The organism is Thiothrix eikelboomii (assembly GCF_900167255.1).
GTDB classification, from domain to species: Bacteria; Pseudomonadota; Gammaproteobacteria; order Thiotrichales; family Thiotrichaceae; genus Thiolinea; species Thiolinea eikelboomii.
This window is the reverse complement of record NZ_FUYB01000034.1, coordinates 7,501-18,528: the sequence shown is the minus strand read 5'-3', so window position 1 is coordinate 18,528 and position 11,028 is coordinate 7,501. Positions and strand designations below refer to the sequence as shown.

At 44.2% G+C, this 11,028-nt stretch carries 13 protein-coding genes (1 of these 13 only partly in view); 12 read left to right on the top strand and 1 reads right to left on the bottom strand.

The genetic code is table 11. The annotated features are described in order from the left end of the window. The 12 genes from B5D50_RS19275 to iscX all read left to right on the top strand — a co-directional run. On the top strand, nt 1-300 hold a 300-nt coding region (locus tag B5D50_RS19275), incomplete at its 5' end, for a transposase family protein (RefSeq protein WP_143594430.1). Nucleotides 301-325: 25 nt separating this feature from the next. Next, nucleotides 326-2,305, top strand: a complete 1,980-nt coding sequence (locus tag B5D50_RS19270; protein ID WP_078924280.1) for an argonaute/piwi family protein — start codon at nt 326-328, stop codon at nt 2,303-2,305. Then, nucleotides 2,302-3,447, top strand: a complete 1,146-nt coding sequence (locus tag B5D50_RS19265; protein WP_078924279.1) for a PD-(D/E)XK nuclease domain-containing protein — start codon at nt 2,302-2,304, stop codon at nt 3,445-3,447. Before B5D50_RS19270 ends, B5D50_RS19265 begins: the two co-directional genes overlap by 4 nt. Then, complete coding sequence (rhuM, locus tag B5D50_RS19260; RefSeq protein WP_078924278.1) at nt 3,440-3,847, top strand: RhuM family protein; 408 nt, start codon at nt 3,440-3,442, stop codon at nt 3,845-3,847. The genes B5D50_RS19265 and rhuM overlap by 8 nt, the downstream gene beginning before the upstream one ends. A 347-nt stretch (nt 3,848-4,194) precedes the next feature. Then, the gene (locus tag B5D50_RS19255) at nt 4,195-4,659 is read left to right on the top strand and encodes an Rrf2 family transcriptional regulator (protein WP_078924277.1); all 465 of its coding nucleotides are present in this window, start codon (nt 4,195-4,197) and stop codon (nt 4,657-4,659) included. Nucleotides 4,660-4,695: 36 nt separating this feature from the next. Then, the gene (locus B5D50_RS19250; RefSeq protein ID WP_078924276.1) at nt 4,696-5,919 is read left to right on the top strand and encodes an IscS subfamily cysteine desulfurase; all 1,224 of its coding nucleotides are present in this window, start codon (nt 4,696-4,698) and stop codon (nt 5,917-5,919) included. Between the two features lie 15 nt (nt 5,920-5,934). Next, nucleotides 5,935-6,318: a Fe-S cluster assembly scaffold IscU gene (gene iscU / locus B5D50_RS19245; RefSeq protein WP_078924275.1), complete on the top strand. Its 384-nt coding sequence runs from the start codon at nt 5,935-5,937 to the stop codon at nt 6,316-6,318. A gap of 3 nt (nt 6,319-6,321) precedes the next feature. Beyond that, on the top strand, nt 6,322-6,645 hold the full coding sequence (gene iscA, locus B5D50_RS19240) for an iron-sulfur cluster assembly protein IscA (protein WP_078924274.1): 324 nt from the start codon (nt 6,322-6,324) through the stop codon (nt 6,643-6,645). A 14-nt stretch (nt 6,646-6,659) separates the two neighbouring features. Then, the gene (gene hscB, locus B5D50_RS19235; RefSeq protein WP_078924273.1) at nt 6,660-7,199 is read left to right on the top strand and encodes a Fe-S protein assembly co-chaperone HscB; all 540 of its coding nucleotides are present in this window, start codon (nt 6,660-6,662) and stop codon (nt 7,197-7,199) included. Beyond that, the gene (gene hscA / locus B5D50_RS19230; RefSeq protein ID WP_078924272.1) at nt 7,199-9,106 is read left to right on the top strand and encodes a Fe-S protein assembly chaperone HscA; all 1,908 of its coding nucleotides are present in this window, start codon (nt 7,199-7,201) and stop codon (nt 9,104-9,106) included. The genes hscB and hscA overlap by 1 nt, the downstream gene beginning before the upstream one ends. Further along, complete coding sequence (gene fdx / locus B5D50_RS19225; RefSeq protein ID WP_078924271.1) at nt 9,094-9,435, top strand: ISC system 2Fe-2S type ferredoxin; 342 nt, start codon at nt 9,094-9,096, stop codon at nt 9,433-9,435. The genes hscA and fdx overlap by 13 nt, the downstream gene beginning before the upstream one ends. 24 nt (nt 9,436-9,459) lie before the next feature. After that, nucleotides 9,460-9,672 carry a Fe-S cluster assembly protein IscX gene (iscX, locus tag B5D50_RS19220; RefSeq protein WP_078924270.1) on the top strand — a complete coding sequence of 71 codons (213 nt, stop codon included), beginning with the start codon at nt 9,460-9,462 and terminating at the stop codon, nt 9,670-9,672. Between the two features lie 42 nt (nt 9,673-9,714). Here iscX and B5D50_RS19215 read toward each other — a convergent pair whose 3' ends face one another. Next, nucleotides 9,715-11,028, bottom strand: the 3' portion of a protein-coding gene (locus B5D50_RS19215) for a M23 family metallopeptidase (RefSeq protein ID WP_078924269.1). The gene runs 273 nt beyond the window's last position; 1,314 of the gene's 1,587 nt are visible here — the last part of the coding sequence; its start codon lies off the right edge, out of view — the gene reads right to left on this strand; its stop codon occupies nt 9,715-9,717.

Below are 11,028 nucleotides of genomic sequence, written 5' to 3'. Positions count from 1 at the left end.
CGCCACGCTCATCATCTTCCGGCGGGTAGCGTCTGTGCGGTGGATCTGGGCTATGTGGGGTTCAGGGTCGAGGGATGCTCTGTGGTCATGCCGTTCAAAAAGCCGCCGGGTCGAGACTTAGAGCCGGAGCAAATGGAGTTCAATCAGCGGTTGGCCAAGGTTCGGGTCAAGGTGGAGCATCGGATTCGCTCACTGAAAATTTTTCGGATTCTGAAGGGGGTTTACCGAGGACGGCGACGACGGTTTGAGCTACGCTTACGGTTGATCGCCGCTCTTGTTAATCGGATGATTGGGGGATAATTATTTTCGCAAGAGGTCTATTGTATTGAAAGAAAAACATTTGCACCACAGAATAGGTAGGTATATCACTTATATTTCATCAAAACATGATGCAAATCTTTTGAACGGCTTAGTAGATAACGAACATACCGAGAATTATTTGGCATTGTCAATTGCTGCTATTTTTGACATAAGAACTTTGAATGAATCTGGAGATCAAGAAAAACCCGTTATTGTCATAGACATACAGAAAAGAGTTAGCATTGATTATACTATATCGAATTTGTTAAATATCGGCTTCAATCCTCTTGGTTGCTATGTTAGGAAAAAGAACAGCAGACGGGTAATAGGGAGAATTGAAAGCATTCAAAATAATGTATTGCATTTGAATGATTGCAACACTAAAGAAGAGGTTCTTGATGCAAATCAAGCTTACATTGAACCAAGCATGGTTAATTTGGTCAGGATATTAAATAAAATCACAGGAGCAGGAGAAAATAATCTTTTCAAAAAAATCATTAGTGAGTCAGCGAAAAGACTTCATCCTAAGGAAAAGTTGAGTCTCTCATCGAAACTTATTTATTTGCTCGAAAAAAAATTAGATAAAATGCCACAGGCACTTAGTGCTAATATTTCTTCAAATTTCATATCAAATGCCTCAGAAGCATTCCCTAGTTGTAAGAGTTTATCTAAGCCGTATTTGATTTTTGACACATCCGGCAATAAAACTGACAATTGGAATCAGCGAGGACTGAATCGTTACGGACCAGTTAATTGGGAAAGATTCCCTTCTAGAAAATTGAATATTGCAGTGATTTGTCAAGCAAAACATCAAGGGGAAGTTGAAAAGTTCATTAAGAAATTCCTAGATGGAATTCAGACAACGATCGCTGATATTGGATTTATTCAAAGATTTCGATTGGATATTCCATATATACAAATTTTCACAACACCATCAGAAAAGTCATCTTCATATAAAATGGCTTGTGCCGAAGCTATAGATCATGCAACAAGTATTGGAAGGCATTGGGATTTGACACTTATACAAATCAATGAATCCTTTCACGAGCTTCAATCAAATGAAAATCCTTACTTAGTCTGCAAAGCTTTTTTTCTTGCGAAAAACATAGCAGTTCAGCAATTTGAATTAGAAACTATTTTGCAAAATGATAGAAATCTTGCCTATTCAATAAATAATATAGGTGTTGCATGTTATGCCAAGGTTGGTGGAATACCATGGGTTTTACCAGTTCATCAAGTTATAAGTCATGAGCTTGTCATTGGCATTGGCTCATATGTCGCGAGTAAAGAAAGTCGCTTTGGTAAATACAGAAAATATATTGGAGTAACTACTGTTTTTAGTTCTGATGGAAGATACATTCTGGAATCAAGAACTCGGGCGAAATTATTTGAAGAATACTTGCCAGAACTCCTATCCACTTTGGAGAGAGCGATAACTGATGTTAAAATGAAAGATGGATGGAATGAATATGATAGAGTCAGACTTATCTTTCATGTATTTAAACCATTGAGTTACATTGAAATTAACGCAGTTCGAGAATTAGTTGAAAAACTTAAATTGCCATATGTGGATTTTTCCTTCATTTCTGTAACAGAAGACCATCCTTACTTACTCTTTGATGAAAGTCAGGAAGGTGTTAAATCATATGGGCATAAAAAAGGAGTTTTTGTTCCAGAAAGAGGTCTAATGGTGAAGCTCTCTAATAATGAAGTATTGTTACAACTTACTGGGAGTAATGAGCTAAAACAATGGACTGACAACCATCCTTCTCCTTTATTAATTAAACTTCATGATAACTCCACTTTTAGAGACATAGATTATTTAGCTGGACAAATTTTTGACTTCTCCTGTTTATCATGGAGAACATTATTACCATCGCCGACTCCAATAACAATATTATATTCTGATTTGATAGCTAAAAATCTACTGATGCTAAAAGATATATCAGGATGGTCTATAGAAGATATGCTTGGGCCGATAGGACGAACTAGGTGGTTTTTATGATTAACAGTGAATTTGATATTGCTTTAGAAAGACTGAGGTCGTTAGTAGCAGACAATAATTTATACGGCAGATTACTAGCTCAGTGGCTTGGTATTTCTGAAGATATACCTCATTTGCCGGAGGACGAAAGTGCTACTATTTGGACATATCAAGAAGTAGCTGCTATTGCCATTAAATGTGCATTAAATGAAAAAGTGGCAAGATCATTCTCCGATGGTCTTAGCCATCTTATGCGTCGCCGTTATTTTATTCCTCATGCTATGCCAGGATTTGAAGCAGACCCAATGGCCATATTAAGTGTTGCCATCGGAATGGTTTCTTTAGAGCATGACAAAAATAAATATAATTGGCTGCTTGATATAATTAACAAAACCCTTTTAGATGAGTCAGAGCCGATTAGAAAAAGCATTTTGTTATTTGCCAGATTCTTACTCAACCATGAAAGTGACATACCATTAATCATAAAAGCTGCAATAGGTAAAAGATATGAACAAACCCTTAGTAAATCAGAACGAGAGTCTGTTTTCAAAGAATGTTTAACGACAAAAAAAATTACTCCAGAACAAGCGATTTTCTATCTAGCTGCTCTAGAATATTTAATATCGACATCTGCGAATATTAGCCTCGAAAGCACAAACAAAAATGGGCTTGCAAAAATGCTCAGATCTGTAGAGTCAGCTTTAAAAAGATGGCCTTGGGAGAGCACGGCAAAAACGAAGAAATCATCAAAGCAACAGTGGGATGTTCAAAATGAATACCATGTTCAGTCATTATTATGGTCGTTATTGCGCCCAGTATTTCCAGACTTGCAAGATGAGGAATATTTAAAAAGCATAGGATATAAACATCCTCGTGTAGATTTGGCGATTCCCAGTTTAAGAGTAATAATTGAAGTTAAATACTTGAGAGATTCAACTCAGTCTGGTTTAAGTGGACTGAATGCAGAAATTGCAGAAGATGCGTGCTTATATATAGAAAACAAGAGCAACACTCAATTCGACTCTTTGATTGTTTTTGTTTGGGATCATACGGCTTCTGTTCAACATCATAGTACCTTAGAGGATGGCATGAGAAACATTAATGCTGTTTTTGATGCTATTGTAATTTCTAGACCGGGCAACTGGAGAGAAAGCGATGCGTGATAGCTTTAATCCACAATCTAACTTCCTCCTCTATCAAACCCCCGACGGACAAACCCGCCTCGAAGTCCGCCTGCAAAACGAAACCGTGTGGCTTTCCCTCACCGACATGAGCGACCTGTTCCAGCGTGACAAGTCGGTGATTTCCCGCCACATCCGCCACATCTTTGCAGAAAACCGTGAATACTTGGTCAAAGGTTTCACACTGAACGACGAGTACCTCAAACGCAGCGGTGGCAACTATTTCGACGAATTGCTTGCCCGCAGCCGCGACATCCGTTTTGCTGCTATCCTCATGAAAACACCAGCAAAGCAGAAACATCACCATGCCAACTACCATCAACCGAAAGCTCTACCCAGAATTGGACAAGCTGCTATGGGATGTCCATTGCGAAACCCTTGATCCTGAATTTGCTTTCCGTGTGCATGAAGAACGCTGAGGCTTCGTGCAAGCGCAGAACCTGAGTGACGATGAGCAAAGCCTAGTGAAGGAACTCACTCGCACCGTGGGGCAAGGGATTTTCATTCCAGTGTATTGCTCAAATCACTGGCAGATATGCTGGCACGACCTGCACTGTATCTCGGGCGGCGGATACTCAGACTTACCATAGTTCATCCTTTCTATTTGCTAGCATATGCGAGCACTGTAGTCATCTGCTGGCAATCTTCGACTTTGATATATTGCTAGCAATACTTGACTAATTTCATCAACTATTGCTAGCATGTGCTCATCTTAATGGAGCTAATACCATGAAACTGACAACCAAAGGTCGTTATGCGGTGACTGCAATGCTGGATTTAGCACTGCACAACGAGGGCGAACCTGTTTCCCTCGCGGAAATTTCGGAGCGTCAAGATATTTCGTTATCTTACTTAGAACAGCTATTCTCAAAATTGCGTCGTGCGGGCTTAGTGGTTAGTATGCGTGGTCCTGGGGGTGGCTATCAACTGAGTGGTGATCCGGCAAAAATTGCGATTGCTGATATTATTGCAGCCGTCGATGAAAGTGTCGATGCGACCCGTTGTGGTGGCTTAGGTGATTGCCAAGGCAATAAACGCTGTCTGACACATGATTTATGGTCAGATTTAAGTAATCAAATTCGTCTGTTCTTATCGGAAATTACCCTCGCCGATATGACCGCACGGGCGGAAGTGAAAGAAACAGCGCAACGCCAAAAGCAAAAAATTGAGTTCTTATCCTCAGTCCCTCATTAATTTAGTTAGTTTTTTAAAGTTTGAGTGTTATCAGCTATGAGCCGAGTGTCAGCACCTATTTATCTTGACTATTCTGCAACAACGCCCGTTGATCCGCGTGTTGCTGAAAAAATGATGCAATATCTGACGATGGATGGGGTGTTTGGTAATCCCGCTTCCCGCAGCCATGCCTTTGGTTGGGCAGCTGAAGAAGCGATTGAGGAGGCACGTGCTCAGGTCGCTGCTTTAATCCATGCCGATGCCAAAGAAATCGTGTGGACTAGTGGAGCCACTGAATCAGATAATTTAGCGATTAAAGGGGCTGCTCATTTTAATGAGCGCCGGGGCAAGCATCTTATTACGGTCAAAACTGAACATAAAGCCGTACTCGATACCTGCCGCCAATTAGAGCGCGAGGGTTTTGAGGTCACGTATTTAGACCCAGAACCGAATGGTTTACTGGATTTAGAAAAATTCCAAGCCGCGATTCGTCCTGATACGACCGTGGTTTCCGTGATGCACGTGAATAATGAAATTGGCGTGATTCAAGATATTAAAGCCATCGGCGAAATTTGTCGGGCGCATAAAATTGTTTTTCATGTTGATGCTGCGCAAAGTGCAGGCAAGGTCGAAATTGATCTAGAAACGATGCCGGTTGATCTGATGAGCTTTTCTGCGCATAAAGTCTATGGCCCCAAGGGTATTGGTGCTCTCTATGTACGCCGCAAGCCAAGGGTAAGGATTGAAGCGCAAATGCATGGGGGTGGGCATGAGCGTGGTATGCGTTCAGGGACTTTACCGACTCATCAAATTGTCGGGATGGGTGAAGCATTCCGTATCGCTAAACTAGATATGGCGGCTGAAAACGAGCGCTTACGTATGTTGCGTGATCGGTTATGGCACGGCTTGCAAGATATTGATGAAGTTTATCTAAATGGTGATTTAGAGCAGCGCATTGCGGGCAATTTAAACGTGAGTTTTAATTTCGTGGAAGGCGAAAGCTTAATCATGTCGTTAAAAAATCTCGCTTTATCGTCCGGTTCAGCGTGTACCAGTGCGAGTTTAGAGCCGAGTTATGTCTTACGTGCTTTAGGGCGTAGTGATGAACTATCGCATAGCTCATTACGCATGACTTTAGGCCGCTTCTCTACGCTCGATGAGGTTGAGCAAACCTTAGTCAGTTTGCATCGAGCAGTGAATCATTTGCGGGAGCTATCACCTTTATGGGAAATGCACCAAGAAGGCATTGATTTAAGTACTGTAAAATGGGCAGCCCATTAATTTTTGAGGTGAAATATGGCGTACAGTGAAAAGGTTATTGATCATTACGAAAATCCCCGCAATGTCGGCAGCTTCAATAAAGCGGATTTACAAATCGGTACGGGGATGGTAGGTGCACCCGCGTGTGGCGACGTGATGAAGTTACAAATTAAAGTGAATGCTGACGGCGTGATTGAAGATGCCAAGTTCAAGACCTATGGTTGCGGTTCAGCGATTGCTTCTTCTAGCCTATTAACTGAATGGGTGAAAGGTAAAACCTTAGAGCAAGCCAAACAGATTAAAAATACGGATATTGCTGCTGAATTAGAATTGCCACCGGTGAAGATTCATTGCTCGGTCTTAGCTGAAGATGCGATTCGGGCAGCGATCGAAGACTATCAGACCAAGCAACAAGGCTAAGCGATGGCAATCACTCTGACTGAAAAAGCCGCTGAGCGGGTGGAAAGTTTTTTAGCTAAACGCGGTAAGGGGATGGGCCTGCGTCTAGGGGTAAAAACGACCGGCTGTTCAGGGATGGCGTACACGATGGAGTTCGCCGATACGCTAGAGGCGAGTGATACGGTGTTTGAGGTGGGTAAAGTGAAGCTCATTATCGACCCGAAAAGCTTGGTTTATCTGGATGGTACTGAGCTAGATTACACCCGTGAAGGCTTGAACGAAGGTTTTAAGTTTACGAATCCGAATGAAAAAGCCCGCTGCGGTTGTGGCGAAAGCTTTACGGTCTAATTAAAGTGGGCGCTATGTTACAGGATTTGCCGCGTGACTGGTTTGCCCTGTTTGGCTTGCCAGTACAATTTGAACTTGACTCTGCACTGCTAAAGCAGCGCTTTTGTGAGCTTCAAGCCCGTTATCACCCCGATCGTTATGCACAGGCTTCTGAGCAAGAAAGACGGTTGGCGGTGCAAGTGACTGCTTTCTTAAATGAAGCGCATAGTACTTTGCGCCAGCCGCGTCTGCGGGCGCGGTATTTATTAGAACGAGCTGGGCTTAAGTTCAATGATGAGCGCGATACGCTAAGTGATACCGCTTTCTTAATGCAGCAAATTGAATGGCGCGAAGCCATTGAAACGGCTGAGGAAGCTGCCGAACCTTTAGCGGCTTTAGAGCAGGTTACAAAAAACTTAAAGGCTGAGTTGCAAGATTTAGAGCAGCACTTTGCGCAGGCTTGGCAAGCACAAGCTTATACAGAAGCGAAAACGACTTGGCTTAAAATGCGTTTTTATGAGCGCTTGCGGGAAGATGCTCAAAGCCGCCTAGAGCGCTTAGAGGATGAAGCTTAATGGCTTTGCTACACATTGCTGAACCCGGAATGGCTACGCTACCGCATGCGCATCGCTTAGCCGTCGGTATTGATTTAGGCACGACCCATTCTTTGGTGGCGACGGTACGCAGTGGTGTTGCCGATACCTTAGCGGATGCTACAGGCCAGCATTTGCTGCCCTCTATTGTGCATTATCAAGCAGAGGCTACACCTGAGGTGGGTTGGGCTGCTAAACAACACGCCTTGTCTGATCCTTTGAATACCATCGCTTCTATTAAGCGCCTGATGGGTCGGTCTGCGCAGGAGCTACAAACCCTCAGCGGGCAATTACCCTATCAAATCCTTGATCGAGAGGCAAAGGTAGCACGGATTCAAACGCAGGCCGGTGCAGTCACAGCGGTGGAAGTCGCTGCTGAAATTTTGCGGGTACTAAAACTGCGTGCCGAAGCCAGTTTAGGTGGCGAGTTAGCCGGTGCAGTCATCACCGTGCCAGCTTATTTCGATGATGCTCAACGTCAAGCGACTCGGGATGCTGCAAAATTAGCAGGCTTGCCTATTTATCGGTTATTAAACGAACCAACGGCTGCTGCACTGGCTTATGGCTTAGATCGGCAAGATACAGCAAGTGCCGATGGCAAAGTGATTGCGGTTTATGATCTCGGTGGTGGAACCTTTGATATTTCAATTTTGCGTTTGCATCAAGGCGTGTTTGAAGTATTAGCGACGGGAGGCGATTCGGCTTTAGGTGGCGATGATTTTGATCACCTTATTGCTGAATGGCTGTTGCAGCAAGCGGGGTTAGTAGCCACTGAGGATGCACAGATTTTACGCCAAGCTTTAGTCACTGCCCGTGAGGCTAAGGAAGCATTAAGTCGTACAGCAGCTATTGCCGTGCAATTAGGTACTTGGCAAGGCGAGTTGACTCGTATGCAGTTCAATGACTTGATTGCTCCACTGGTGAAAAAAACGCTGATCGCTTGTCGGCGTGCGTTACGGGATGCGGGTTTAGAAAAAACGCAAATCCAAGAGGTCGTCATGGTCGGTGGTTCGACGCGGGTCTTAGTAGTCCGTGAGCAGGTGGGGGCTTTTTTTGAGCGTCAGCCATTAGTCGAGCTTGACCCAGATCGAGTTGTGGCTTTAGGCGCAGCACTTCAGGCGAATATCTTGGCGGGTAATAAGCCCGAGGCAGATATGTTGCTGCTGGATGTCCTGCCTTTATCACTCGGTTTAGAAACGATGGGTGGTCTGGTTGAAAAGGTTATTCAGCGGAATACCACGATTCCAGTGGCTCGCGCTCAAGAATTTACGACCTTTAAAGATGGACAAACGGCGATGTCGATTCATGTGTTGCAAGGTGAACGTGAAACCGTGGACGCTTGTCGCTCACTCGCCCGCTTTTCTTTACGGGGGATTCCGCCGATGGTCGCGGGTGCAGCACGGATTCGAGTGACCTTTCAAGTGGATGCCGATGGCCTTTTAAGTGTTAGTGCTCGAGAAGAGTCCACAGGTGTCAGTGCTCAGATTGAAGTCAAGCCTTCTTATGGTTTAAGCGATCATGAAATCGAAACCATGCTGCGTGATTCGATGCAATATGCGCGGGTCGATATGGAGGCGCGGCGCTTGCGTGAGCAGCAAGTCGATGCAGATCGCGTATTAGAGGCTTTAGATTCAGCCTTGCAAGCTGATGGTGAGCAGCTGTTGACACCCGCAGAGTATCAACAGCTCTTAATGAAGCGTGCTGAGTTAGTCACTGCACGTGCGAGTGAGCAGGTAGAGGCTATCCATCAAGCTATTCAAGCGCTTGAGCAAGCCGCAGAAGCTTATGTGGCACGGCGGATGAATGCCTCTGTGCGAGCGGCAATGGCCGGTCATAAACTAGACGAGTTTTCAGCAGAGACAGGATTTAAGCGTCCATGCCAAAATTAATTTTTCTACCCCACGATACTTTATGCCCCGAAGGGGCATTATTTGAAGTCGATGCAGGCATCAGTATCTGTGATGCAGCCCTAAGCAATGGCATTGAACTCGAACATGCTTGTGAAAAATCGTGCGCTTGTACGACTTGCCATGTATATATTCGTGAAGGCCTATCCTCATTGGTCGAGGCGACTGAGCAAGAAGAAGATTATCTAGATAAGGCCTGGGGCGTTGACCCTGATTCACGGCTTAGCTGTCAAGCTTTGGTTGGGAGCGAGGATTTAGTGATCGAGATTCCTAAATACACCATCAATATGGTGTCAGAAGGTTCGCATTAAGAAAACAAGAGCAGGGTTGAAAAGATGATCGAGACATTGAAGTGGACAGATACTATTGAGATCGCCATTGAGCTGTTAGCAGCTCATCCTGCCGTTGACCCACGCTATATCCGTTTTACGGATTTACATGCTTGGGTAGTGAGTTTAAGTCAGTTTGCGGATCAACCCGAACGTTCTAACGAGAAAATACTCGAGGCGATTCAAATGGCTTGGATTGAAGAGGCTGATTTAGCTTAGCCTCTTTTTAAGACGGAGCTGTGCTCAGTTTGCAGTTTAAGTTTAGCCACCAAACTCGCGGCGCACATTACGCTCAATAGCCGCTGTTTCACGTAATTTAATCAGTTGATTGGTTAAATTACGCGCATGCTCTTTGAAGTTTTTCATTTCAACAGGGCTTAACACGCCTTTTTCTGGCAAGGCGACTGACATGGGGTCTTGTGGGGCACCATTGATTTTAAATTCGTAGTGCACATGATTACCCGTTGAAGTCCCTGTAGATCCCACATAGCCAATCACGTCGCCACGTTTAACAGAGTTACCACTAGCTAAACCCTTTTGATAATTAGACATATGCCCATAGAGTGTGCTGATACCATCACCATGACTTAATTCAATCACTTTGCCATAGCCACCTTTGCGCCCTACATACTGTACAGTACCATCACCCGTTGCATAAATAGGCGTGCCATAAGGTGCGGCAAAATCTGTTCCAGCGTGCATACGGCGGAAACGGAAGACTGGATGAGCTCGCGAGCCAAAACCGGAGGATAAACGACCCGCGCCTTTCAGTGGTAAACGGTTAAACGCCACTTGTTTTAACTCAGTTTCTTCATCAGGGCGCAAATAGCGGGTTTTGCCAGACGCTAATTGAAAGCGAATCCGTTGATAGGCCTCACCCTTATGATTAAATTCAGCGGCTAGGATATTTTGCGAGAAAATACGCTCACTTTGATAAAAGAAGTCTTCAAAAATAACGCTGACTTGATCACCAATGGCAATTTGCCGAAAGTCGACATCCTCTTTAAACACTTTGCTCAGTTGGCGCGTGATCGAAATAGGTAACCCCGCTTTATTGGCTTCATAATGGAAGGGATTGTGCACGGTGAAGGCGACCCGATTGTGTTGCTCTTCAAACACTTCATTATCCCAACGCCCTAGGTATTTGCCATCTTGCAATGAAATAATATAAGCCGTGCGTTTGCCGGTGGCGTAGATAATTTGTTTTACAGTCTCTTCACTGACTTGAATGAAAACTTTATTGCCAGTTTGTAAATTAGACAAAACTTTTTCATTGTCAGGATCAGCCATTAAAGCAGCTAAGTGGGTGGTGACATTCAATTCTGCCAGTACTTCTTCAATACTAGTACCTGCTACGATCGGATAAAAAGTCCATTCCCCGTGATTAGCTGAGGGTAGAGCCTCCATTTCATAACCTGCATAGGTTTCTGTCACGGTAGGCAGATTGAGCTGCTCAGTATGCTTAGCCTGACGTAAGATCGCCGCTTGTGCTTCATCACCTAATTCAAGATCGCTCCTATCAGATAACATCACCGTAGAATGTACGGGGATATTGCCTAAGGCTGCAAGTGCCGC

What these genes read in the sequence shown, in the direction of transcription:
- B5D50_RS19265 (WP_078924279.1), top strand. Translation starts at nt 2,302, where the DNA reads ATGATTAACAGTGAATTTGATATTGCTTTAGAAAGACTGAGGTCGTTA.
- rhuM (WP_078924278.1), top strand. Translation starts at nt 3,440, where the DNA reads ATGCGTGATAGCTTTAATCCACAATCTAACTTCCTCCTCTATCAAACC.
- B5D50_RS19255 (WP_078924277.1), top strand. Translation starts at nt 4,195, where the DNA reads ATGAAACTGACAACCAAAGGTCGTTATGCGGTGACTGCAATGCTGGAT.
- B5D50_RS19250 (WP_078924276.1), top strand. Translation starts at nt 4,696, where the DNA reads ATGAGCCGAGTGTCAGCACCTATTTATCTTGACTATTCTGCAACAACG.
- iscU (WP_078924275.1), top strand. Translation starts at nt 5,935, where the DNA reads ATGGCGTACAGTGAAAAGGTTATTGATCATTACGAAAATCCCCGCAAT.
- iscA (WP_078924274.1), top strand. Translation starts at nt 6,322, where the DNA reads ATGGCAATCACTCTGACTGAAAAAGCCGCTGAGCGGGTGGAAAGTTTT.
- hscB (WP_078924273.1), top strand. Translation starts at nt 6,660, where the DNA reads ATGTTACAGGATTTGCCGCGTGACTGGTTTGCCCTGTTTGGCTTGCCA.
- hscA (WP_078924272.1), top strand. Translation starts at nt 7,199, where the DNA reads ATGGCTTTGCTACACATTGCTGAACCCGGAATGGCTACGCTACCGCAT.
- fdx (WP_078924271.1), top strand. Translation starts at nt 9,094, where the DNA reads ATGCCAAAATTAATTTTTCTACCCCACGATACTTTATGCCCCGAAGGG.
- iscX (WP_078924270.1), top strand. Translation starts at nt 9,460, where the DNA reads ATGATCGAGACATTGAAGTGGACAGATACTATTGAGATCGCCATTGAG.